The sequence below is a fragment of the Vibrio litoralis DSM 17657 genome, from assembly GCF_000426765.1.
Taxonomy (GTDB): domain Bacteria; phylum Pseudomonadota; class Gammaproteobacteria; order Enterobacterales; family Vibrionaceae; genus Vibrio; species Vibrio litoralis.
The window spans coordinates 173,356-197,575 of the sequence record NZ_AUFZ01000017.1; the positions used below are offsets into that span (position 1 = coordinate 173,356).

General features: G+C 41.2%; 20 protein-coding genes. 8 read left to right on the plus strand and 12 right to left on the minus strand.

The genetic code is table 11. From position 1 onward, the window contains the following. Positions 1–124: 124 nt before the first annotated feature. Complete coding sequence (locus K358_RS0106285) at positions 125–1,486, plus strand: L-serine ammonia-lyase (RefSeq protein ID WP_027696018.1); 1,362 nt, start codon at positions 125–127, stop codon at positions 1,484–1,486. Between the two features lie 163 nt (positions 1,487–1,649). Here the strand turns inward: K358_RS0106285 and K358_RS0106290 are convergent, their stop codons facing one another. Beyond that, on the minus strand, positions 1,650–2,213 hold the full coding sequence (locus K358_RS0106290; protein WP_027696019.1) for a hypothetical protein: 564 nt from the start codon (positions 2,211–2,213) through the stop codon (positions 1,650–1,652). Positions 2,214–2,515: 302 nt separating this feature from the next. Here K358_RS0106290 and asnS point away from each other — a divergent pair, with 302 nt between their 5' ends. Together asnS and K358_RS0106300 are read left to right on the plus strand one after the other, a co-directional pair. Continuing rightward, positions 2,516–3,916, plus strand: coding sequence for an asparagine--tRNA ligase (gene asnS / locus K358_RS0106295; RefSeq protein WP_027696020.1), 1,401 nt, complete (start codon positions 2,516–2,518; stop codon positions 3,914–3,916). A 343-nt stretch (positions 3,917–4,259) separates the two neighbouring features. Beyond that, positions 4,260–5,027, plus strand: a complete 768-nt coding sequence (locus K358_RS0106300) for a TerC family protein (protein WP_027696021.1) — start codon at positions 4,260–4,262, stop codon at positions 5,025–5,027. Between the two features lie 56 nt (positions 5,028–5,083). On the opposite strand, the gene K358_RS0106305 is transcribed toward K358_RS0106300, so the two are convergent. The 3 genes from K358_RS0106305 to K358_RS0106315 form a co-directional block, all read right to left on the minus strand. Continuing rightward, entirely contained in the window at positions 5,084–6,286 is a 1,203-nt protein-coding gene (locus K358_RS0106305) for an MFS transporter (RefSeq protein WP_051241220.1), read from the minus strand. Between the two features lie 216 nt (positions 6,287–6,502). Beyond that, the gene (locus tag K358_RS0106310; protein WP_027696023.1) at positions 6,503–6,988 is read right to left on the minus strand and encodes an ASCH domain-containing protein; all 486 of its coding nucleotides are present in this window, start codon (positions 6,986–6,988) and stop codon (positions 6,503–6,505) included. 115 nt (positions 6,989–7,103) lie between these two features. Further along, positions 7,104–7,763: a YoaK family protein gene (locus K358_RS0106315; RefSeq protein ID WP_027696024.1), complete on the minus strand. Its 660-nt coding sequence runs from the start codon at positions 7,761–7,763 to the stop codon at positions 7,104–7,106. A gap of 158 nt (positions 7,764–7,921) precedes the next feature. Here K358_RS0106315 and K358_RS0106320 point away from each other — a divergent pair, with 158 nt between their 5' ends. From K358_RS0106320 to K358_RS0106335, 4 genes are all read left to right on the plus strand, one after another. Beyond that, entirely contained in the window at positions 7,922–9,112 is a 1,191-nt protein-coding gene (locus K358_RS0106320; protein WP_027696025.1) for an amino acid aminotransferase, read from the plus strand. A 217-nt stretch (positions 9,113–9,329) separates the two neighbouring features. After that, positions 9,330–11,483: an FAD-dependent oxidoreductase gene (locus K358_RS0106325; RefSeq protein ID WP_027696026.1), complete on the plus strand. Its 2,154-nt coding sequence runs from the start codon at positions 9,330–9,332 to the stop codon at positions 11,481–11,483. 163 nt (positions 11,484–11,646) lie between these two features. After that, entirely contained in the window at positions 11,647–13,578 is a 1,932-nt protein-coding gene (locus K358_RS0106330) for a DUF294 nucleotidyltransferase-like domain-containing protein (protein WP_027696027.1), read from the plus strand. A 12-nt stretch (positions 13,579–13,590) separates the two neighbouring features. Next, positions 13,591–14,325, plus strand: a complete 735-nt coding sequence (locus tag K358_RS0106335; RefSeq protein WP_038149899.1) for a 3'-5' exonuclease — start codon at positions 13,591–13,593, stop codon at positions 14,323–14,325. Between the two features lie 83 nt (positions 14,326–14,408). Here K358_RS0106335 and K358_RS0106340 read toward each other — a convergent pair whose 3' ends face one another. From K358_RS0106340 to K358_RS0106370, 7 genes are all read right to left on the minus strand, one after another. After that, a complete protein-coding gene (locus tag K358_RS0106340; protein WP_027696029.1) occupies positions 14,409–15,992 on the minus strand; it encodes a BCCT family transporter in 1,584 nt (527 codons plus the stop codon). A gap of 265 nt (positions 15,993–16,257) precedes the next feature. Further along, the gene (locus K358_RS0106345) at positions 16,258–16,890 is read right to left on the minus strand and encodes a response regulator transcription factor (protein WP_038149902.1); all 633 of its coding nucleotides are present in this window, start codon (positions 16,888–16,890) and stop codon (positions 16,258–16,260) included. Between the two features lie 44 nt (positions 16,891–16,934). After that, the gene (locus K358_RS0106350) at positions 16,935–18,293 is read right to left on the minus strand and encodes a cache domain-containing protein (RefSeq protein WP_027696031.1); all 1,359 of its coding nucleotides are present in this window, start codon (positions 18,291–18,293) and stop codon (positions 16,935–16,937) included. A 195-nt stretch (positions 18,294–18,488) separates the two neighbouring features. Further along, on the minus strand, positions 18,489–19,790 hold the full coding sequence (locus tag K358_RS0106355) for a TRAP transporter large permease (protein WP_027696032.1): 1,302 nt from the start codon (positions 19,788–19,790) through the stop codon (positions 18,489–18,491). After that, positions 19,787–20,350, minus strand: a complete 564-nt coding sequence (locus K358_RS0106360) for a TRAP transporter small permease subunit (protein ID WP_027696033.1) — start codon at positions 20,348–20,350, stop codon at positions 19,787–19,789. The genes K358_RS0106355 and K358_RS0106360 overlap by 4 nt, the downstream gene beginning before the upstream one ends. Positions 20,351–20,419: 69 nt before the next feature. Next, positions 20,420–21,496, minus strand: coding sequence for a TRAP transporter substrate-binding protein (locus tag K358_RS0106365; RefSeq protein ID WP_425315034.1), 1,077 nt, complete (start codon positions 21,494–21,496; stop codon positions 20,420–20,422). Between the two features lie 637 nt (positions 21,497–22,133). Further along, on the minus strand, positions 22,134–22,541 hold the full coding sequence (locus K358_RS0106370; RefSeq protein WP_027696035.1) for a MarR family transcriptional regulator: 408 nt from the start codon (positions 22,539–22,541) through the stop codon (positions 22,134–22,136). Positions 22,542–22,814: 273 nt separating this feature from the next. Here K358_RS0106370 and K358_RS0106375 point away from each other — a divergent pair, with 273 nt between their 5' ends. Then, the gene (locus K358_RS0106375; protein WP_027696036.1) at positions 22,815–23,486 is read left to right on the plus strand and encodes a DUF2982 domain-containing protein; all 672 of its coding nucleotides are present in this window, start codon (positions 22,815–22,817) and stop codon (positions 23,484–23,486) included. Positions 23,487–23,515: 29 nt separating this feature from the next. On the opposite strand, the gene K358_RS0106380 is transcribed toward K358_RS0106375, so the two are convergent. Then, positions 23,516–24,169 (minus strand): MBL fold metallo-hydrolase, encoded by a 654-nt coding sequence (locus K358_RS0106380; protein ID WP_027696037.1) that lies wholly within the window; start codon positions 24,167–24,169, stop codon positions 23,516–23,518. Positions 24,170–24,220 lie beyond the last annotated feature (51 nt).

A 24,220-nucleotide genomic window follows, 5' to 3' on the forward strand; every position in this document is an offset into this window, starting at 1 on the left:
TTAACTAGTCAATACAAGAAATACAGAATATACACTGTTGAAAAATCATAAGCGGCTTACACAGTTAGCTTAGTAATAAAAATTAAAGCCCTTTAATATAGAGGGGCTTATCAGAGGTAATAACATGATCAGTGTTTTTGATATCTATAAAATTGGTGTTGGTCCATCCAGTTCTCACACGGTTGGTCCTATGAAAGCCGGTAAACTGTTTATCGATGCTCTTAAAGAGCAAGGTAAACTACGTGATATTACAAAAATTACTGTCGATGTTTACGGTTCATTATCACTGACAGGGAAAGGTCACCATACTGATATCGCCATCATTATGGGTCTGGCAGGTAACACGCCAGAACACGTAGATATTGACGCCATCCCGAGCTTCATGGCTCGTGTTGAACAAACAGAACGCTTACCGGTTGATATGGACAGCCACACTGTTGATTTTCCAAAAGACGGTGGCATGAACTTCCAAAAGACCAACCTTTCATTACATGAAAATGGCATGACTTTACACGCCTGGATTGGCGATGAGGTGGTTTACACTAAGACTTACTACTCTATCGGTGGTGGTTTCATTGTTGATGAAGAAAACTTTGGTAAGAAAGTAGAATCGACCTATCAAGTGCCTTACGAGTTTAATACTGCAACTGAACTTGTTGCTTTATGTAAAGAGCATGGCCTGTCGATCAGTACTTTAGTAATGAAAAACGAAAGTGCTCAATACTCTAAAGAAGAAGTGTGTACCTATTTCGCCAACATTTGGTCAACCATGCGTGAATGTATGGAAAAAGGCATGAGCACTGAAGGTATTTTGCCTGGACCATTACGTGTCCCTCGCCGCGCGGCAGCATTGCGCCAGCAGTTAATGACATCATCTAATACTTCTACCGATCCTATGGCTGTGATCGATTGGGTAAATATGTATGCCTTTGCGGTTAATGAAGAAAATGCGGCAGGTGGCCGAGTGGTTACTGCGCCAACCAATGGTGCATGTGGCATTATTCCAGCGGTACTCGCCTACTACGATAAATTCATTCAGCCAGTCACCGAAAAAGACTATATCCGCTACTTCGCCGCTTCTGGTGCAATTGGTGGTTTGTATAAACAAAATGCTTCTATTTCTGGCGCAGAAGTCGGTTGCCAAGGTGAAGTGGGTGTTGCTTGTTCAATGGCGGCGGCTGGCCTTGCTGAGTTACTAGGTGGTAGCCCAGAGCAAGTGTGTATGGCAGCGGAAATTGGCATGGAACACAACTTAGGTTTAACTTGTGACCCTGTCGCGGGTCAAGTACAAGTACCTTGTATCGAGCGTAATGGTATTGCTGCGGTTAAAGCGATTAACTCCACTCGTATGGCACTACGTCGTTCTTCTGAGCCTCGTGTATCTTTAGATAAAGTTATCGAAACCATGTTAGAAACTGGTAAAGATATGAATGCTAAGTACCGTGAAACCTCACAAGGCGGTTTAGCGGTTAAAGTGATTTGTTGATAACGTTTCTCGTTGCTTGAACGCTTCGCTTTTAGAAAACTCGAAAGCAAATAAAAAGGTGAGCCAATTATTGGTTCACCTTTTTTTATGCTTTGTCTTTTAGTACTTCGCTTTCATCCTTATCGAGTAACGAGTAGCAAAGCGGCCGAAAATCGAGCTTCGGCTATTCTTTCTCTTTCGCCTCATCCACTTGTTTCATTAATTCATCTAGGTTTAAAGAAAACGCATAGCTGACAGGCTGTTCAATCGTGAAGGTACAATCGTGCTGTTTACCTTTTAAGTGCATCACCACAGGGGCTTTACTGGCGGCTTTTAATTGTTCAGGAGAAATATTCAAAGCAAAGTTTTCATATACGACCGAATCGGATTTATTTTCAGGCTTATAAACCTCTAGTGGATAATTCTCCCCATTATCATCAAATGCTTTCTCAATGCCGTAAGCACCTTGAGAGGATTTCAATCGAACATAAAGCTGAGTTTGTTGATTACCACTTGGATAAACTGAAGTACGATATCGATATCCTAAACCATCCCATTCCGATTCACATTTAGCCCAATAAGAATCGGTCTGTAAGTCCAAACTACGAGTCATAGAGTCTTGCTTAAGCGTCATATGGTCATTGACATCTTGTGCCGATTTCACTGAAGTGCGATCTCCGCCAATAGTGGAACAACCCGCTAAAAAACTTGTTGTTAAAATGCTGGTACATAACAGTCGAAAATTCACCACTCCCCCTTAATTACTCTCATTTATAGCCAAATCACTTAGGCATAATTGCCTTCATTGTAGCGCGACTAAAACCAATTTAGCTTGTTTTTTTACGCATATTTTTGGCTACTATCAGTTCAATTTAGAACTAAAGCGTTAAAAATAGAAATAATTGCACAATAAAGGTTGATGCCAAACCTGTGTTGAGTAATATGTCGAATACTTGTAATAATTTTCTATCGCGCTTAATTGATAGTCTATTACACCTAAATTATTAGTTTACACTGCCCTTTTTTTGCAGTGTTTTAATGGAGAAAAAAATGACTTACGCGCCTGTAACAGACGTACTAAGCGGTAAATTAGCCGTAGACAGTGAAATCACTGTTCGTGGTTGGATCCGTACACGTCGTGATTCCAAAGCCGGAATCTCTTTCCTTGCCATTTATGACGGCTCTTGTTTCGACCCGATTCAGGCCGTGGTCCCTAATGAGTTAAATAATTACAATGATGAAGTCTTAAAGCTAACAACAGGTTGCTCTGTTGAAGTAACAGGTAAAATCGTTGAATCTCCAGCTAAAGGTCAAGATTTTGAGCTCGCAGCAACTGCAGTAAAAGTGGTTGGTTGGGTTGAAGATGCTGACACTTACCCAATGGCGAAAACACGCCACTCAATTGAGTACTTACGTGAAGTGGCACACCTTCGTCCACGCACCAACGTGATTGGCGCAGTGGCTCGTGTACGTAACTGTTTATCTCAAGCTATTCACCGTTTTTACCACGAGCAAGGTTTCTTTTGGACTTCAGCGCCACTTATTACAGCTTCTGATGCTGAAGGGGCGGGTGAAATGTTCCGCGTCTCTACGCTAGATATGGAAAACCTACCTCGCACCGATAAAGGCAATGTTGATTACAACGAAGATTTCTTCGGTAAAGAAACATTCCTAACGGTTTCTGGCCAATTGAACGCCGAAGCTTACGCGTGTGCTTTAAGCAAGGTTTATACATTCGGCCCGACTTTCCGTGCTGAAAACTCAAACACTAGCCGCCACTTAGCGGAATTCTGGATGGTTGAGCCTGAAGTTGCTTTCGCGGACTTAGATGATGTAGCAAAACTTGCTGAAGATATGCTGAAGTACGTATTCAAAGCAGTACTTGCTGAGCGTCGTGATGACCTTGAGTTCTTTGCTTCACGTATCGATAAAGAAGCGGTCACTCGCCTTGAAAAATTTGTTGAGTCTGACTTTGCACAAGTGGATTATACTGATGCTATTCAAATCTTGCTAGACTCTGGTCGTGAGTTCGAATTCCCTGTTGAATGGGGCATCGATATGTCTTCTGAGCATGAACGTTTCCTTGCTGAAGAACACTTCAACGCACCAGTCATCGTTAAGAACTACCCGAAAGATATTAAAGCTTTCTACATGCGTTTAAACGATGACGGTAAAACTGTTGCGGCAATGGACGTGCTTGCACCAGGTATTGGTGAAATCATTGGTGGTGCACAACGTGAAGAGCGTTTAGATGTACTTGATCAACGTATGATTGCAATGAACATCGATCCTGAGCATATGTCTTGGTATCGCGATCTACGTCGTTACGGTACTGTACCACACGCTGGTTTCGGTCTTGGTTTTGAGCGTCTTGTTTCTTACGTAACGGGTATGGGTAACGTTCGTGACGTGATTCCATTCCCACGTACACCACGTAGCGCTAACTTCTAATCATTAGAATTTCAGCCTAATAAACGAGAGCCTGCTCAGTTAAAATGAGCAGGCTTTTTTATTCCCTACCTCTCTATTCAATTATTATCAATTCAACTTTCTCATCAAGGACTTTACTTTAGCTAATCAATCCCCATATAAGCCTCGAAATACTGAAAACGATGTAAATTAACCTGCTTTTTTATCTGATTAACATTTCTTACAAATGATTATATTGCCAGTATTAGGAAGCTGTGATGTACTAAGCATCCTTAAGCCATAAGAGGTAAATAAAAAAACATATGGACGACCCCTTTAGTCGACTGTACACACACCAAGCTTCCACAACCTTGGGGGCTGCAACATGCTAGAATTATTCTTACAACCAGAAACTTGGGCTATTTTCGCCACATTATTTGCACTTGAGATTATCTTGGGCGTGGATAACATCGTCTTTATTTCGGTGTTATGCGAACGATTGCCAGTACAACAGCGCAAACTAGCTAGAAACCTAGGTATAAGCTTGGCGGTATTAGCTCGTATTATTTTAGTCTTTTCAATTTCATGGGTAATGTCTTTAACGCAACCATTATTGGAAGTACAAGACTTTAGCTTAACTGGCCGCGATCTTATTATGATTGCCGGTGGTGGCTTTTTATTAGCTAAGAGTGCGAAAGAGCTTTGGTCATGGTTAATGCATTCAGAGCAACCCCACTCTACTCATATGCGAACAGGTATGGCGGTCGTTTTATTGCAGATCGTTGCTGTTGATGCTGTATTCTCAATGGATTCAGTGATTACCGCTATCGGCCTAACAAGTGAAGTCCCAATCATGGTTGCGGCTATTTTGGCTTCAGCGCTTGTGATGATACTTATTGCAGAAAAGATTAATAATCTGGTTATCCAGTACCCTGGATTTAAAACCTTAGCGTTATTATTCTTGATATTGCTTGGCGGGCTTTTAATGGCAGAAGGATTCGCTATTCATATCAACAAGGGTTATGTTTACTTTGCGATGTTGTTTGGTTTAATTCTTGAATTGTGCCATATACAACTTAAGAAAAAGCAGCAGCAAGAAGTTCAAACGAAAGCACATAGCTCGAAAATAAAAACGCTTTCTACCTCTCAATAATATTAGTCACTAAGCTAATGGGCATCACAAATACCAAGTGATGCCCTAACCAAGTTTTATTTGATCACCGTATTTCTACCTGCGAGCAGCCCTATTGTGCCGGCGATAGTACATAGAATAACGATCATCCAAATCACTTCGTTCCAACCATTATTTAATCCATATAGGTAACCAGCCAGCATCGGCCCAATCGCCGCTAATGAATAACCTAAGAATTGAGCCATTCCCGATAGAGAGGTTGCTTGTAACGGATTACTCGTTCTGAAGCTAATAAAAGACAGCCCCAAGATAAACCAAGCCCCAGACGCTAACCCAAGTAAGAATGACCACATATAAGCATACTGCGGCAATATCAATAACCCCACTGACGCCGCACCAGCAATAAAACAAATTCCAAAGGCGGGCATACGCTGATCTGCAAGCTTTGCTACCAGTGGAATAACGAAAATACCTGGAAGTGCTGTTCCTATTTGAAACACCCCATGTATCACCCCGGCTTCTGCTGAACTATATCCCGCTTGGACTAATAAGCTCGGCAGCCAAGCCACCATGGTATAGGTAAAATATGAACCACATCCTAAGTAGAACGACACTTGCCACGCCAGAGACTTAGACCATAAATTAATCGATGTAGAAGCACTATCATTCACCGCATTCGGCTTTTGGTTATTGGCTAATTGCGGTAACCAAACAACCATTGCAATAAATGTAAGTAGACTCAACGCCGCCAATGACCATTGCCACCCTAGTTGATGAAAATTGGCCAATGGTATAGAAAATGCCGATGCTAATGCTGAGGCAATTCCCATCGCTAAAACATAACTCGACGTCATCAAAGCCACTTTCATTGGGAAATCTCGTTTCACCACTATAGGGAGCAAGACATTACCAATACTCACTCCTATACCAATTAGCCCAGTTCCGATAAATAAACTGCTGACACTACCAAGTGAACGTAAAATCAAACCTATGGAAATAAAAACCAGTGCGAAAAAGATCGTATATTCGACACCAAAACGTTTTGCTAGATAGGCAGAAAGCGGTGCAAATAATGCAAATGCGATAAGAGGTAATGTTGTCAGTAACCCTGCTTGAGTAGCCGATAATTGAAAAGAGCCTGATATCAACTCAATCATTGGAGCAATTCCGGTGACTGGAGCGCGTAAATTTGCCGCAATTAACAGCACCCCTACCACTAGCAGCATCATTCGATTTTTATAAGTCATGATTGTACTTGTTTTAGCTGATTCTGTTGTCATTCAATCCTCTTTATGCCGCTCAGGTTGATTCATAGATGTTTACATAACCTCGTCAATTGTACTTATCTATATACCCTTAGTACTTGAAGTCGCATCTTTGTTGACGGTGTTTATTCGCCCCAATCACATAGGCGATCTAAACTCATGATGCCTTATACACTTGTCGCCTCAATTCCAATTAGATTTTGGGTATAAAACATTGAAAGCGCCTCAGCGTCACAAAGAATCTCTGTGCAATCGAGGATAAACACATTTAAAACGCTCACAAACCAGCATCATATTGTCATCAAATGTGATGCCTTCTTGCTGACACTCCTGTTCAAAAAACGCTTGGTGAGCTTTACGCCAATGCTCAAGTGATTTATCGCCTTCACCTTCATCAAAAGCAAATTGTTCTGTCATTTGATTAAACGGAACTTCAAACACCTCTAATGTTTCGATGATGCATTGTGGCTCTCCATCCCAATTCAAAACCACTTGTAAGTGCCCAACTTCTGGCATCGGCTCATTGGCTTTTTCATACCAATATTTCAAGCTACAGGTAGCCGTTTTTTCACCTTGCACAACGAGGTCGGCACAAGTGTTGGCATCTTGCTCTGTTGCACAAAAGAAATCAGCACTAAAAGAGGTGTAGCGTCGACGTAAGCTTTCGTTTAATGAGAAAAGGTAATGATTAAGATAAGATTTTGCGCGTGGTGTCATTTTCCATTGTTCCATATTCATCCTTGAATATTGGAAGCTTAAACTAGAAAGGTTCTAGTTGTCATGACGTTATGATGAATGGGCTTTAAAAGTGTTACCGACCACTGAAAAACTGCTAATTTTTATTCTTTTGGCGATAAATTCTATAGATGAAAGATAGTAGTAAACAACCAATAGCGGGAATGGCTAATGCTGATACATTAATACGCTGGAAGGCCAAATAACCTAAAACGCCACCACTTAAGAACCCACAGATAATCACACTGAAAATAACAAATTTTCGTTTATTAACTTCCTGACCTTTTATTTTGCTGCCCAACATCAATCCAAGGTCGGTAAAAATACCGGTTAAATGTGTAGTACGAATGACCGCGCCGCTGTAAGTGGTTACCAGTGCATTTTGTAAGCCACAAGCCATTGAGGCTAGGCATAATCCCCAACTGATATGTTCGTAGAGTAAACTGGTTGAAATAAGCAGTAATACCCCTTCCAACAGTAAAACCAGGTCATAATGCCGCCCTAATTTTAAGGACTCCCCAGAAATTAACACTCCCGTAATGGTTGAGCCAACAACAAAACTACCCACTAAAGCGATTAAAAATACTGAAACTATCGGGCGTTCCAGAGCGCTCACACCAATTTGAGTAACACTGCCTGATAGGTGAGAAATGGCTTGATGTTCAAAACCAAGCAAGCCAATGGCGTTAACAAAGCCCGCGATTAAGGCTAATGTAAACGCACCATATTCGGCCCACTTCGGTAATTTGGTAAACATAATCATCCCCTCAATAAATGCCTGACAAGTGTACGCCTGTTTATGCCTGATTAAATGATATGAATCAAACATGTCACCAAGTATGATTTACGGTTGTAACCTATAGCGTATAACGGTATAAATAATCGAATTATTTACTCATTTACATGGACGGAATTATGTTTGAAAAAGTACCTGCTGCACCTGCCGACCCGATTCTTGGTTTAACTGAAGAATTTAAGAATGATTCTCGCGCAACCAAAATCAACTTAGGTGTAGGTATCTACAAGAATGAAGACGGTCAAACGCCGGTATTAGCCACGGTAAAAAAAGCGGAAGCTGCATTGCTGGAATCAGAGAAGACTAAGTCTTACCTAACCATTGAAGGGACTGCCGAATATGGCGTTGCAGTACAAAAACTTCTTTTTGGTGCTGATTCAAAAGTGGTGACGGATAAGCTAGCAAAAACAGCTCAAGCTCCCGGCGGTACAGGTGCACTTCGTGTAGCGGGCGAATTTATCAAACGTGAATTAGATGCAGGCAAAATTTGGATCAGTAACCCAACGTGGGCCAACCATGTCGGCGTATTTACTGCAGCTGGTGTAGAAACCGCGCAATACAACTACTACAACGCAGAAACACACGATAAAGATTTTGATGCGATGCTTGCTAGCCTAGCCGATGCTCAAGCTGGTGATGTAGTGTTGCTACACGGTTGCTGTCATAACCCAACCGGTATTGATCCTACGGTTGCTGAGTGGGAACAATTAGCGAAACTCTGTGCCGATAAAGGTCTACTTCCACTATTTGACTTTGCCTACCAAGGTTTTGCCAAAGGTGTTGAAGAGGATGCTGCAGGTTTACGTACTTTCGCGCAATACTGTGATGAAATTTTAGTGGCAAGTTCATTCTCTAAAAACTTCGGTTTATACAATGAACGTGTTGGTGCTTTCACGTTAGTAGCGGCAACCACAGAGACTGCAACCACTGCATTTTCACAAGTTAAGAAGATCATTCGTTCAATCTACTCAAACCCACCCGCTCACGGCGCGGCAGTTGTTACGCACATCTTAAACGATGAAGCGTTACGTACTGAATGGGAAAAAGAAGTAGCAGAAATGCGTGACCGTATTCAAGAAATGCGCACCCTTTTTGTTCAAACGTTGAAAGATGAAGGCGTAACACAAGACTTCAGCTTTATTGAAGCTCAAAATGGCATGTTCTCTTTCTCTGGTTTAAGCAAAGAACAAGTTGCTCGCCTGAAAGACGAATTTGCTATTTACATTGTCGGCTCTGGCCGCATCAGTGTAGCGGGCATGACAAAATCAAACATGGGTCCACTATGTAAAGGTATTGCGGCGGTTTTATAACCCCCTTATCAATACTAACTTTCAAAGGTCAGCGTCTGCTGGCCTTTTTTACACCTATATTTAAAGATTAAACACGAACCTATCCATCGCTTTTAAACACAAGTCCACATTAATAGAATTATTAAATGTGAAATTTTTTAAATCTTTAGCCTGTCTCTTAGTTTATTCCTATCGATGTACTAGCATCGAAACACATCAGCACCATATGGAAATAAATATGCTAAAAAAACTATTATTACTGACCAGTGCAATCATTCTCATTGGCTTGTTTTTCACTTTCGATTTACAGCATATTTTGACCTTAGATGGGTTAAAAGCTCGCATGGATGATTTTAGCAACTGGCAACAGCGTTCCCCTGTTTTGGTTGCTGCGAGCTTTTTTGTCATTTATATCCTGATTACTGCATTATCACTTCCTGGAGCCGCCATTCTGACTCTCGCCGCAGGTGGCTTGTTTGGCTTAACCTCTGGATTATTTATTGTCTCATTTGCTTCAACGATTGGCGCAACATTGGCATTTCTTGTGTCCCGCTATTTACTACGCGACACCATTGAAAAGAAATTTTCATCTCGCTTAAAACCAATTAATCAAGGCATTGAACGTGACGGTGCTTTTTATCTTTTCACTCTACGCCTTGTGCCTATTTTCCCATTTTTCTTAATCAATTTATTGATGGGTCTAACCAAAATAAAAACTCTTACTTTTTACCTTGTCAGCCAAATAGGCATGCTCGCAGGTACGGTCGTTTATGTGAATGCGGGTACCCAATTAGCTCAAATAGACAGTTTAAAAGGCATTTTGTCGTTTGATCTTATTGTTTCATTTGCCCTACTCGGTATCTTTCCATTCATTGCTAAATCGATTATTGCCGCCATTCAGAAAAGACGTGTTTATGCGAAATGGGATAAGCCAAACAAGTTTGATCGCAACATGATTGTAATTGGTGGCGGCGCTGCGGGACTCGTTAGTAGCTATATTGCCGCTACAGTACGAGCTAAAGTCACTTTAATAGAAACCCATAAAATGGGCGGTGATTGCTTAAATTACGGCTGTGTTCCAAGCAAAGCGATAATCAAAAGTGCAAAGGTTGCCGAGCAATTCAGACACGCGGAAAATTACGGTTTAGATAATCACGCTCCCACTTTTTCATTTAAGAAGGTAATGCAACGTGTCCATCACGTCATTGCCCAAGTTGAGCCACATGACAGCATTGAACGCTATACAGGTTTAGGGGTTGAGGTTAAACAAGGTTACGCCAAAATCATCAACCCATGGACGGTAGAAATTACTCTACAAGATGGTTCGATAGAAAAACTCACCACTCGAAACATTGTGATTGCCACTGGTGCCCGACCATTTGTACCGCCATTACCAGGCTTAGAAGAAGTTGGTTATGTCACTAGCGATACCATATGGGAAGCCTTTGTCGAACTCGATACTCCACCAAAGCGACTAGTCGTATTAGGTGGCGGGCCTATTGGTTGTGAACTATCACAAAGCTTTGCACGTCTAGGCTCAAAGGTTATTCAAATTGAAATGGCCGATAGAATTATGCTGCGAGAAGATTTAGAAGTTTCCGAACTGGCACATCAAGAGCTAACCCAAAGTGGCGTGCAGATTCTTACCGGTCACAAGGCTTTAAGATGTGAAAAACGCGATAATCAAAAAATCATCGTAGTCGAGCATCAAGGCGCTGAAATTGAAATCGAATTTGATCAGCTACTTTGCGCGGTCGGACGCTCTGCTCGCCTTGAAGGCTATGGTTTGGAAGAACTAGGCATTGAAACGAATCGTACCGTGCAAACCAACGATTATTTGGAGACCTTGTACCCTAATATTTTTGCTGCTGGTGATATTGTTGGTCCTTACCAATTTACTCACGTTGCAGCACACCAGGCATGGTATGCCGCGGTTAACGCCCTATTTGGCAATATCAAAAAATTTAAAGTCGACTACCGTGTGATCCCTTGGACAACGTTCATTGATCCAGAAGTTGCTCGTGTGGGACTTAATGAAACCGAAGCTCAACAACAAGGCATTGATTACGAAGTTACTCGCTTTGAATTTGAAGAATTAGACCGAGCTATAGCCGAAAGCAGTACCAAAGGTTTTATCAAAGTCATCACCCCTAAAGGCAAAGATACTATTTTAGGCGTTACTATCGTTGCTCAACAAGCGGGCGACTTAATTGCTGAATTTGTGTTAGCGATGAAACATGGGCTTGGGTTGAATAAAATACTCGGTACTATTCATGCCTACCCCACTTGGGCTGAAGGCAACAAATACGCAGCAGGCGAATGGAAAAAAGCCCATGCCCCAGAAACCATTTTGAATTGGTTAGAAAAATATCACACATGGCGCAGAGGCTAGCCTAGTCGACTAAAAGATAGTCGGAATTTATTCGCCTATTGATACAAATTCAGCTGCAATTGATTAATTCTAGTTAACTAAAAAAGATAATATGATTAATGCTTTAGTTCATAAGCGTAATTGCCTATAGTTACTACAAATTCATAATGCAGTCGTGGTTCTTATGGAAGCCGAATTACAAGAAATTCAAAACTTTCTCGCTCAATTTCCCCCTTTTGATTCCCTGCCGGAAGAAAAGCTCGCTTACGTAGCAAACAATACCGAAATTGCTTATTACCGAGAAAATACCCCGATCATCAAATTTGGCGACCATATTAAAGATTTATATATGGTCCGCTCTGGCGTGGTTGAAATATATCGCCGTAAGGGTGAACTTTATAACCGTTTAGACGAAGGTGACATCTTCGGCCAAATGGGGCTACTGATGAACGGTAAAGTTCGTCTGCCTGCTACGGCCACCACCGATTCTCTTATCTATTGCATCCCTGTAGATGTTTTCAATGAATTATATGAAACCGAAGACACATTCGCCGACTTCGTTGAAATTGAAAACCATGCTCGACTACGTCAGGCACTTTCAGATAACAAGAATGCCAACGACTTAACTACGTCTAAAGTGAAAACCTTATTAACCAGAGAAGCCTTTAGTTTAGATAGACATCAGACGATTCAAACGGCAGCAAAGTTAATGGCCGATGAAAGTATCTCCGCCTTGCTCATCATTGATGACGCCATTAATATTGATGAAGAAAATGACAACCAAGTGATTGGTATTATTACTGACCGCGATTTATGTACTCGCGTACTGGCTGAAGGGTTAGATCCGAATACAGAAGTTAGCAAAGTGATGTCACATGAACTAATTTCGCTTGATCACAACGCCTATATCTATGAAGCCATGCTGTCAATGTTACGATGTAACGTTCATCACCTACCAATTCTTAAAAATAAGCAGCCTATCGGTATCGTTGAAGTGGCCGATATTATCCGCTACGAATCACAAAACAGCCTGCTATTGGTTAATCAAATTTATCATCAACAAAGCATTGATGATCTAGTTACCCTTTCTGAACAGGTGAAAGATTGTTTTGTTCGCTTGGTTCATGAAGATGCCAACTCTCACATGGTAGGTAGTGCGATGGCGGTAATTGGACGCAGCTTTAAACAACGTATTCTTGAACTAGCAGAAGAAAAATACGGCGAGCCACCGATTCCCTACTGCTTCCTTGCCTTAGGTTCGATGGCCAGAGATGAGCAGTTAATTGTAACCGACCAAGATAACGCAATTATCCTAGATAATAACTATGATGAAGCGCTACACGGTGAATACTTTGCCAAGTTAGCAGACTTTGTTTGCCAAGGGCTTGCTCGCTGTGGCTATCTCTTATGTACCGGCGATATTATGGCAACCAACCCAATGTGGCGCATGACACGTACCGAGTGGGAAGAATGTTTTGCCGACTGGATTGATAATCCAAACCCTAAAGCCTTGCTAAATAGCTCAATCTTCTTTGATTTAGATGGCGTTTATGGCCGAGTAAAATGGGCAGAAAGTTTAAATGGCTTTATTGTTCGCAGGGCGCGTAGAAATAATAAATTCTTAGCGTGTCTTGCTCGTAATGCAATTAATCGAACGCCGCCATTGGGCTTTTTCAAAGGCTTTGTAATGGAAAAAGATGGTCGTCACAACAACTCGATTAATCTGAAGCGCCGTGGTACTGCTCCGCTTGCTGATCTTATTCGAGTTCATGCTCTAGCCGTAGGATCACGAGCACAAAATTCATTTGAACGCTTAGATGACATCATGGAAGCCGCTATTCTACCTAAAGGTCGTGCTGAAGATATTCGAGATGCGATGGAATACATCTCTATGGTGCGTATACGTCACCAAGCATTAGATGTTGAAAATGAAATCGAGCCGGACAACAACATTGAACCGGACAATATGTCTGATTTTGAAAGACGTAACCTGAAAGATGCTTTCCAAATATTAAGTAATGCTCAGAACTTCTTAAAATATCGCTATCACGGTAATTCATTTAAGAGCCCCCCTCCACCAGCGAAAAAGACGGAACCAATTCGTCGTAAGCGCTAATTTGGAGTGAATATGAAAAAGAAGACTGACAACAAACTGGCCTATTTGGATCCTAAGTTAACCTGGCAGCAGCACTTTGAGCATCAAGTTAACTCAGTAAAAGATTCACGCTTAAAGCACTTTTATCAAAGCGGTGTCATCGATCCTGAAACGCCGCTATCAGAAGTAGAATTTGTAGCATTAGATTTTGAAACAACCGGTTTAGATATCGATAAAGACGGTATTATTAGCATCGGGTTAATTCCGTTTACCCTGCAAAGAATCTACTGCAAACATAGTAAACACTGGCTAGTCAAACCACGTAAACCACTTAATGAAGATTCAGTGATTATACACGGTATTACTCATAGTGATTTATCTGGCGCACCCGATCTAAGACGAATATTAGACGCGGTTTTGGAGTCTCTGTCGGGAAAGATCGTAGTCGTTCATTATCAATACATTGAGCGTCAATTCTTTCATCGAGCACTAATGGAACGGATCAACGAAGGGATTCTATTCCCTATGGTGGATACTTTAGCGATTGAATCTGAAGTGCAGAAGCGAGCGGTAAGTGGTTGGTGGAATAAACTGCGTGGTAAGAAACCTGCGTCGGTACGTTTAGGTACCAGTCGTAGTCGTTATAACTTACCAGCCTATCAGCCTCACCATGCGCTTGTTGATGCCATTGCAACGGCTGAACTGCTACAGGCACAGATTTACCACCATTACAGCCCAGAGACGCCAATTAAGGCCCTGTGGGTATAAACAACACACTCTTGTTACCCAAATAACTAATAAAAAAAGGTTGGCATATCACCAACCTTTTTTATCGCTCGTAAAACTAACGTTTATTTCTTCACTGGCTTCGGTTCTGTTCGCATGCCTAGCACTAGGCTAATACACATAACGATGAGAACGAATACAAATGGTAATGCCGTTGAGATTGACGCCGCTTGCAGTGCACCAATGGCATTTGAGCCACCCACCCACAATAATGCCATCGCAACCGCACCTTCAATGAAGGCCCAGAACATACGTTGTGGCACTGGCGCATCGACTTTACCACCTGCGGTAATGCTATCAATGACCAAAGAGCCTGAATCTGAAGAACTGATAAAGAAGACTAAGACTAAACATACCGCAAGCATTGAAATGATCTGACTAAATGGTAGTGCATCAAACATTTCAAACATCGCCATTGTTGCGTCGTTGAAACCTTGCTCACCTAGCAAACCGACTTTATTAATCAGCTGATCAATACCAATACCACCGAAGGTACCCATCCACACGACAGTAATAAGTGTTGGAATAAGTAGAACCGCCGTTAAGAATTCACGGACTGTACGACCACGAGAAACACGAGCGATAAACATACCTACGAATGGTGACCAAGACATCCACCACGCCCAGTAAAATACTGTCCAACCATGCATCCAATCTTCATCAGGACGGTTGAATGGGTTTGATAGTGGAATGATATTTTCTACATAGCTCATAAAGGTTTCTGGAATAGTATGAGATACGATTGAGAAGCTCACCCCCCCAACAAACACAAGTAGAATAAAGGCTGCAACCATGTTGATGTTACTGACAAGCTTTACACCGCCGTCAATACCACGATAAACAGAAATACCGGCCAGTACAGTTACACCTGCGATAACAGCCATCTGCAAGCCAACGCCTGAATCAATACCAAAAATATGCCCGATACCACTAGCTGCTTGCTGGGCACCAAAACCTAGCGAGGTTGCTAGACCAAATAAGGTCGCTAGTACTGCGATAGTATCAATGATATGGCCAGCCCAACCCCAAGCGCGGTCTCCTAAGATAGGATAAAAAACCGAACGAATGGAAAGTGGCAAGCCTTTGTTATAAGTAAAGAATGCCAGTGACAACGCCACTACGGCATAAATCGCCCAAGGGTGTAAACCCCAGTGATACATTGTTGCACCTAATGCCAAACGCTGTGCTTCAGGCGTATTCGCTGCAACATTTAATGGAGTACCGAACCAATCGGTAAAGTAAGCGGCAGGCTCTGCAACACTCCAGAACATTAAACCGATACCCATACCCGCAGCAAATAGCATTGCTAACCACGATAAGTATGAGTACTCCGCTTTTGCATCATCGCCACCTAAACGAATTTTACCGAATGGTGAGACGATCATGCCTAAACAGAACAACACAAAAAAGTTGCCCGCTAAAATAAATAGTGAATCAAAATTATTAATGATTGAGTTCTTAACACTATCCAATGCCGATTTAGCCGTTGCTGGATCGGTGACTAACACCGCAATAATAAAAAGAATGGTCAGCCCAGCGCTGGCGGTAAATACGGCATTATGGACATCAAAGCCCCACTTTTGAACATTATCTTGTCCAATCGTATAGTCGGTGCTGTCTATACTGTATTTATCTATACCCTTAGTCATAAAACCTCGTCCATCTGTGACAATATTGTGCTTAGTGATACATTAAATAGTTTGCTCACTAAACAATAAAACACTAAGCACACAAAATTGATAAGGCTAGATCCTAACCTTGATCGAAAAAATATCTACTAAAACTCAATAAAACCTAGCTTAATTGGTTACTTATTGTACTTTAAAGCTAATTTTATAACAGTTCCACCAGATATATTAACATCGCAGTGATATTTTATTTTTGTTTCGCCCACTAAACAATGTATTAATAAGCTTATAATAAACCATGCTCAACAGCGTATTTAGTCAGTTCTGCTATCGAATTTAAATCTAGTTTGTGCTTGATGTTTTGTCTATGTGTCTCAACGGTTCGATCACTAATATTCAATGCCTTAGCAATTTTCTTGCTACTTTCTCCTTGAGCGACCAGTGCCAAAATAGTTTCTTCGCGTCGACTTAATGGATTCACCTGATGTTCTGTGATTGATGGTTTTGGCGTAAATAACGTCTGTGTCACCGATTCGCAGAAATAAGTGGACCCTTGATAAACGGTTTTAATGGCTTGGATGAGCTTATCGGAAGAAATATCTTTTAATACATACCCCATTGCTCCCGATTGCATCACTTTCATAATGTACTCTCTATTATCATGCATCGTTAGCATCAACACTTTCACATTCGGAAAGAGCTGCTTAATTTGCTCCGCCGCTTCCATCCCATTCATAATCGGCATACTGACATCCATTAGCACAACTTCGGGCTGATGTTGATTCAGGTTTTGCATTGCTTCAATCCCGTTACTTGCAGTCGCTACTACATCGATGTCACGCTCAAGCTCTAAACGAGCAACAAAACCATCCAACACGACTTGGTGATCATCAACAATCATGACTTTAATGCTGCCCATATTTATCCCCATTCAATTAAGCTCTGCTGACCTTTGGTGATGATTCACTTTTTTATTTCAATTAATGCGGTGATTTCTGTTCCACCCCCTCTTTCGCTACTAAGCTCAAAATCTCCACCTAGAAACTCAACTCTCTCGCGCATATTTCTGAGCCCTATTCCTTTTTTCTTGCTCACTTCAGTTAATTGAAATCCCACACCATCATCTCGAACAATACATTGGATTAAGTTTTTAAATTGTTGTATTCGAATCTCTACATGACTGGCAAAAGCATGCTTCTCAATATTGGTGAGAGATTCTTGAACAATACGATAAATCGTCGTGCTAATTTCACTATTGATTTGAGCATCATTTAACTGAATGTCTCGATGCACGGACAATTGAGAGTGATCAGAAAAATCATCGAGCAGAGTATTTAATGCTGCTTCTAAGCCGAGGTCATCTAACGCACTAGGCCGCAAGTTATGAGATATCCTGCGAACTTCTAAAATTGCGGTTTGTAATGAAACATCAGATTTAGAAATAAGTGTTAATACATCGCTACTTACCCCTGAGCTTTGCAACACTTTGTGCGACAACACTTCTAAATGACATTTACTCGAAACCAATAACTGATTGATGCCATCATGTAATTCTCGAGCAAGATGTTTTTTTTCATCCTCTTGAAATAGCACCGTTTTATTAACCAACTCACGCAAGCTTTTATCGGCTAACTTATGCTCATGGAAATTGATGGCGAGGGTTAAAACAATGATGACTAGAATGGTGACAGACAGCAGCGCCACGACCGAGAAAAAGGTTGTTTCAATATTCTGATTAATACTTTCAGTGATCTGCGCCATTTGTTTTTCAATGTCATCGATATACAACCCCGTACCGACCATCCATTGCCACTTATCCAACCAAGCGGCATAACTCAACTTCTCCTCCATTTTGCCGGAACTAGGCTGCTGCCATAAATACTGGTGAAATCCACCACCGGTTTTCGCTTCAAATAACAACGCTTGGATCAAGTAATTACCGTTATTATCCTGCAAGTTAATCAAGTTCTTCCCTATTAACTCGGGTTGAGTTGGGTGAACTAAATTGACACCATCTTTATCGTAAACAAAGAAGTAACCATCATCGCCATAACGTAAGTTGGTTAATATCTTTTTGACTTGTTGCTTGGCTTGCTGATCTTCTGCATCAGCCTTGCTATACACATGACTAATCGCCGCCATCGCAAGCTGTAAATTATCCTCTAAAGCATTTTCACGTGACTCTAATAACTCCGCACGAAAGGTATCGATTTCCTTCTGCCCTAGCGCTTTCGTTTGATGCACAAAAATCCAGCTAACACTGGCAGTGACACATAATAGAGGGATTAAGGTAAGTAGAAATAGCTTGGCTTTTAACGGCATTCCTTTGCCTATTCAAAATAATTCAAACTACTTTGATACTAGCAAGAAAATCAGCAACTAAAATTTTGATAAAAAGAAACCCCGCGATTGCTCACAAAACAATACACGGGGTTAATTTTTAATGGTGCTATTTAGCCTCAATATTAAGCGCTAAAGTGATTAACTTTCGCAATATCTTTAAGCTCACAGAGATTATTAATACTCATAAAAAGCACTCATTCCGTATAACTCTGGCACTAATAATAAGAATATCAGTACCACTATTTGGATTAAGATAAATGGCATCACACCTCGGTATATATCTCCGGTGGTAATACCGTTAGGAGCAACCCCTTTAAGATAAAATAAACTAAAACCAAATGGCGGTGTTAAAAACGAAGTTTGCAAATTCATCGCGATCAAAATACCAAACCACATCATATTAATACCCATCAATTCAGCGACAGGAGCCAGAATTGGCACGATAATGAAGCAAATTTCAATAAAGTCGATAAAGAAACCTAAGATTAATATCACTAACATAGTGACGATTAAAAAGCCCCATTTCTCGCCCGGTAAAGATGTCATCCATTCTTCGACCAAGTAATCGCCGCCAGTGTAGACAAATGCCATGGAAAATGCTGTCGCACCCAATAAAATAGCAAACACCATTGCGGTGACTTTGACGGTTTCTTTAGCGCTTTCATACACTATCTTCCAGCTAAACTGACGATATAACAAAGCTAAGACTAGTGAACCTGCGCCCCCTAAAGCAGCCGATTCCGTTGGTGTGGCAATACCGGCGAAAATAGAACCTAACACCACGATAATCAACGCCAATGGTGGAATGACCGCAATCAAGGCTTTTTTAATTTCTTGCTTACGCGATACATCATCTTCGCGCACCATACACTGAGCTTGTTCAGGATTAAGTTTGGCGTAGATCAAAATATAAATAACATACGCTGCCACTAAAACTAGCCCCGGCCAAATTGCGGCATGGAAAAGATCACCAACCGGTACACCCAGTACATCGCCTAACAGAATTAAAACAATCGACGGTGGGATAATCTGGCCAAGCGTTCCTGAAGCACAAATGGTGCCGCAAGCGAGTCCTTTGTTGTAGTTGTACTTCATCATCACAGGTAATGAAATCAACCCCATCGCCACTACAGAGGCCCCGACTACACCTGTTGATGCCGCCAATAAAACCCCAACTAACACGGTTGAAATAGCGATACCACCTCGGACACCACCGAATAGCTTTGCCATCGATTCTAAAAGCTGCTCTGCTAATTTGGTTTTCTGCAGCACTAACCCCATAAAAACGAACAAAGGAACGGCCATTAAAACCGTGTTTTGCATGATTGACTGGATTCGGTAAGGCATAAAGGCAAACATTTCTGGCCCTTCAGCCCATAAGCCAAAGATAAGCGCAATGCCACCAAAGGTGAAAGCGACTGGAAAGCCAATCAATAGCGCGAAGAGCGCCACAATGAACATCACAATACCGATCATGATAAACCTCCTTGTGCATCCAAGCTTTCAGTATCCTTGCCTAATTGGGGATGCATTGGATTCATCATTCGGTTGATGGCATTTAAAATCATACCGAGACCGGTAATTGCCATGAAGAAGAATGAAAGAGAAATAACTGATTTAATGATCCAGCGATAAGGCAGCCCCCCCGGATCACCAGAGGTTTCCCCTAACGCATAAGATTCTTTAGCATAATCAATACCAAACCATGCTACTAATAAACAGAAAGGTAATAAAAAGAACACACCACCGAGCACATCAATGACGGCTTGTGCTCTAACTGTCAGTCTTTCATAAATAATATCGACTCGGACATGGCCATTCGTTCGAATCGCATAAGGTACGCCCAATAAAAACACCACTGAGAATAGGTGCCATTCCATTTCCTGCATACCGATAGAAACATCATTAAACGCATACCGCATGGCAACGTCATACACTACATTCAACATCAGCAATATAAACAATATGCTAGTAAACCAGCCTAAAGCGTCCCCTATTCGGTTGATGCCCTTTTCTGCAGAAACTAATAACTTCATTACGACTTATCCTTGTCAGAAAATCATTCGGCTTATCATCATCTCGACGATAAGCCGAATGCTATCGGGTTACTCCGCTTCGTTATCTAAGTAAGCTTTGGTAGAAATATCCGTCCAAGCTCGAACCTTTTTCTTATAATCAGCTTGAGATTGTTGGATTTCTTTTGCTAATGCATCTTGAGATGCATGTTCAGCTAATAACTTGTCATTTGCTGAACGTAGTGCGTCCATCACTTCTGGTGGGAAGTTTTTCACTTTAACATTTGGGTATTCTGTTTTGATCGAAGCCCAGTTCTTGCCACTTTCATGGACCGCCTGGATATACATGTCGTAAGCCGCGGTTTTCATGGAGATACGTAGAATCTCTTGTAAATCAGCGGGCAGCTTTTCCCATACTTGCTTATTCACTAAAAACTGAAGCTCTGAGCCCGGCTCATGCCAACCTGTGTAGTAATAAGGGGCAATTTTATGGAAACCCATGCGTAGGTCTAATGAAGGGCCTACCCACTCTAAGGCATCAATAGTACGACGCTCTAATGCGGTATAAAGTTCACCAGGGGCAATATTGGTTGGTTTGGCACCCAATTCAGCCATGATCTCCCCAGCAAAACCAGGAATACGCATTTTTAAGCCTTTTAGGTCATCAACCGAATTAATTTCTTTTTGGAACCATCCGCCCATTTGAAATTCAGTGTTACCACCAGGAAACGATAATAGATTATGCGGGCTATATACTTTCTCCATTAGCTCCATACCACCGCCATAATAAAACCATGCATATTGCTCGGCAGGCAGCATGCCAAATGGCATTGAAGTGAAGTACAGCGTATTCGGCACTTTACCTTTCCAGTAGTACGAACCTGAATGGCCCATATCGTATTGACCTGATTTCACCATATCGAATACGCCAAGTGGCGCTTTATGTTTATTGGCTGAATCAATGCGGATCTGCAAACGACCGTTAGACATTTCTTCGGCCATTTTCGCCATATTTTTCGTTGCATCACCAAACACAGGAAAATTTGGCCCCCATGTTTCAGCCAGTTTTAATCGGTATACTTTGTCTGCAGCAAAAGCACTAGAGGCAAGTAAAGCGGTGGTAGCAACCACAGCAACCAGCGTCTTTTTAACGGCATTTTGTGCCATCCTTGTCATGATATTCATATCTCATCCTTTTGTTATTATTCAATAATTATACCCAAGTGACTTCAAGATGCAGAATTCAGAGCTATCATCCAAACCTTTAGGCAAGGAAGGTTGGCGAAGGAATGTAGGCACCTTTCAAACCAGCCTGACGCGGCATAAAGGTTTGAATGAAGCTCCCGAAGGGCAAGTTAAAACAAGCTTTATGCTGCGTTAAATTGAACAGAGATAGAATAACTATGATCATGTTCAATTTGTCTTGCCTAAAGCTTGTTTTATTCTTGCTGAAACTTGCATCTTGAAGTTACTTGGGTATAAGACTAGGAGAATGACTGGATATGCCAATGCGAAGATTTACGGAAAATGATCAGAGAAAAACGCAGGCAAGAACCAAACTTACCGACCTATATACGTAGAAATACTGAGCGGGAAATATGCAGACCTTATCTATAGAGGCATAAATGGTAAAATACAACCAACCAACACTACGTAGTTTCCACTAGGTAGTATTTAAAAGTCTATTTAACATTAAACGCTAAAATTGAGAACAAACGCAGGGTTTATCGGTTTGTGAGTGCGTATAAAAAAGCCTTCACTCAGAAAGTAGAAAGGCTATTAATATTAGAAAGTGTGAGTAATCTTAAGCTAGTTTGTACATTACCTTATTACCAGCAGCTTGTTCTTTCACTACTAGGTTTTCTTCAACTAACTTTTTCAAACCGCCCGTTGCCCAAGCCGCTGCTTTTGCATCTTCTTGACCAGCTTCTAGACCGATGGCTTTAGGGCTGATACCGTCAGCATTAGCGGCTACGATGTCTAATACTTGTTGCTGTTTAGGAGTCAGTTTTACATCTTGAGATGCTTCTACTGCTGCTTCAACCGCAGCACTGGCAACTTTTTCAACTTTCGCTGCTGCTGTTTTAGTTTTAGCAACGGCTTTCTCTGCTTTTGGCTTAACTGCTTTTACTGTTTTTTCAGCAGCCGCTTTTGTTGCTTTGATTTTCTTTTTAAGTTTAAGTTGTACGTTGCGCTTATGTGCAAGTCTCATTGAAGTTCTCCACAAGTCACTAATTTTAGTGTGGTAAAAATGTTGGACGGTGTTATAACAAAATATAAATCAAATTTACAGTCATTGCCTAAAAAACACTCTAATTTAATCGGAATTAGTCTAATTGAAGTGAAGATCTGCTATTTTTGTCATTTTCAACACAATCGAACCAGCTTAGATTCATTATTCTGAATTTGCTTTTTTAGGCTTCTAATAAGCCTCTATACTCTCTAATAAGTGCTTTATATTTTTCGGTTCCTTGACAGGAGTGGTATGCCAACCAAACATCTATTCTACCCACAACCTCGCTTACCTATTTGGAGCCAATATTTATTATGGGCTTGTCTTCTTATAGTTTCATTCGCCATTGATAGCCAACTAAATAGCAAAGTTGCCGGGTTGTTTTTTCTTACTTGCTTAATTATCGGCTTAGCCATTAAGCATTATGTCTATGGCCAAAAATTAGGATTTACTCTAACAGAGACGCACTTTCAGCAGCACTTATATAAAGGTGGTTGGGTATTGCGCTGGCATAATATAAAAAGAATCGACACACTAGATTATAGTATTCAAGGTTGGACGACATCGATTCCTTGGATAGGTATTGAGATCAAAGATTATCAAGCATTTATCAATACGATTAGCCCTAAAGTCATCACACAAATACTGCTGCATCAACGTAGTCTACTTTTCCTAGGTCTGAAACAGCATAGTCGACAACATGAACTGGAAGATCACATTATTAATGACAAACCTTTTCTATATTCAGATGGTAGTGACGTGAAAGGCTTAAAGGCAATGCTTGCCAATAGAATGAAGATTCAAAAGCAGTTGTGGGGTTATGATTTATTTATTAGTGAAAGTGATGTCATTACATCAAAAGAAGAGTTTGTAGGTTTGGCTCGCCGCTATCTTGCGGCAAGCCATAGTGGTGCAAATATTTAATACCCTTCGTACTTGAGTATATTCCAAATTTAGTAAAGCGGCATTTCGTCCGCAACAAATGGATTGGATTTTCTTTCTTGACCAAATGTTGATTCAGGCCCATGACCCGGAATAAAACGCACATCATTACCTAGTGGCCATAATTTGGTTTTAATGCTGTTAATCAAGGTCGCATAATCCCCTTTAGGAAAATCAGTACGCCCAATCGCGCCATTGAATAAAACATCGCCAACAAAAGCAATATTGGCAGGCTTGCTAAACAAAACAACATGTCCAGGAGTATGTCCCGGTGTATGAATCACGTCCAATGACTCTTCGCCAAACTCAATTACGTCACCTTCTTGTAGCCATTGTGTTGGCTCAAATGGGTCGATTGGTGGGAAACCAAACATTTGACTTTGATTCATAAGACCTTGTAACCAAAATGCATCATCAATATGCGGCCCGATGACAGGTACATTCATTTCTGCTTTCAACTCTGGCGTTCCACCAACATGATCTAAATGCCCATGTGTCAGTACGATTTTTTCTAACGTCACACCAAGGGTATTAATAATCGTCACTAGATGGTTTACTTCGCCACCGGGATCAACGATCACCCCTTTCATGGTTTGATCGCACCATACTATTGAACAGTTTTGTTGAAAAGGAGTGACAGGGACTGATTGATATTGAAGGCTCATTGGGGATTTCTCTAACGATTCAAATTTGCGAAACTATACCTGAAACTATGC

Bases quoted from the DNA above. Each gene is read 5' to 3' on its own strand.
- K358_RS0106370 (WP_027696035.1), bottom strand. From the start codon at position 22,541: ATGAGACTTGCACATAAGCGCAACGTACAACTTAAACTTAAAAAGAAA.
- K358_RS0106380 (WP_027696037.1), bottom strand. From the start codon at position 24,169: ATGAGCCTTCAATATCAATCAGTCCCTGTCACTCCTTTTCAACAAAAC.
- K358_RS0106305 (WP_051241220.1), bottom strand. From the start codon at position 6,286: ATGACAACAGAATCAGCTAAAACAAGTACAATCATGACTTATAAAAAT.
- K358_RS0106345 (WP_038149902.1), bottom strand. From the start codon at position 16,890: ATGGGCAGCATTAAAGTCATGATTGTTGATGATCACCAAGTCGTGTTG.
- K358_RS0106365 (WP_425315034.1), bottom strand. From the start codon at position 21,496: ATGGCACAAAATGCCGTTAAAAAGACGCTGGTTGCTGTGGTTGCTACC.
- K358_RS0106360 (WP_027696033.1), bottom strand. From the start codon at position 20,350: ATGAAGTTATTAGTTTCTGCAGAAAAGGGCATCAACCGAATAGGGGAC.
- K358_RS0106335 (WP_038149899.1), top strand. From the start codon at position 13,591: ATGAAAAAGAAGACTGACAACAAACTGGCCTATTTGGATCCTAAGTTA.
- K358_RS0106350 (WP_027696031.1), bottom strand. From the start codon at position 18,293: ATGCCGTTAAAAGCCAAGCTATTTCTACTTACCTTAATCCCTCTATTA.
- K358_RS0106300 (WP_027696021.1), top strand. From the start codon at position 4,260: ATGCTAGAATTATTCTTACAACCAGAAACTTGGGCTATTTTCGCCACA.
- K358_RS0106375 (WP_027696036.1), top strand. From the start codon at position 22,815: ATGCCAACCAAACATCTATTCTACCCACAACCTCGCTTACCTATTTGG.
- K358_RS0106310 (WP_027696023.1), bottom strand. From the start codon at position 6,988: ATGACACCACGCGCAAAATCTTATCTTAATCATTACCTTTTCTCATTA.
- K358_RS0106285 (WP_027696018.1), top strand. From the start codon at position 125: ATGATCAGTGTTTTTGATATCTATAAAATTGGTGTTGGTCCATCCAGT.
- K358_RS0106340 (WP_027696029.1), bottom strand. From the start codon at position 15,992: ATGACTAAGGGTATAGATAAATACAGTATAGACAGCACCGACTATACG.
- K358_RS0106325 (WP_027696026.1), top strand. From the start codon at position 9,330: ATGCTAAAAAAACTATTATTACTGACCAGTGCAATCATTCTCATTGGC.
- K358_RS0106355 (WP_027696032.1), bottom strand. From the start codon at position 19,790: ATGATCGGTATTGTGATGTTCATTGTGGCGCTCTTCGCGCTATTGATT.
- K358_RS0106330 (WP_027696027.1), top strand. From the start codon at position 11,647: ATGGAAGCCGAATTACAAGAAATTCAAAACTTTCTCGCTCAATTTCCC.
- K358_RS0106320 (WP_027696025.1), top strand. From the start codon at position 7,922: ATGTTTGAAAAAGTACCTGCTGCACCTGCCGACCCGATTCTTGGTTTA.
- K358_RS0106315 (WP_027696024.1), bottom strand. From the start codon at position 7,763: ATGTTTACCAAATTACCGAAGTGGGCCGAATATGGTGCGTTTACATTA.
- asnS (WP_027696020.1), top strand. From the start codon at position 2,516: ATGACTTACGCGCCTGTAACAGACGTACTAAGCGGTAAATTAGCCGTA.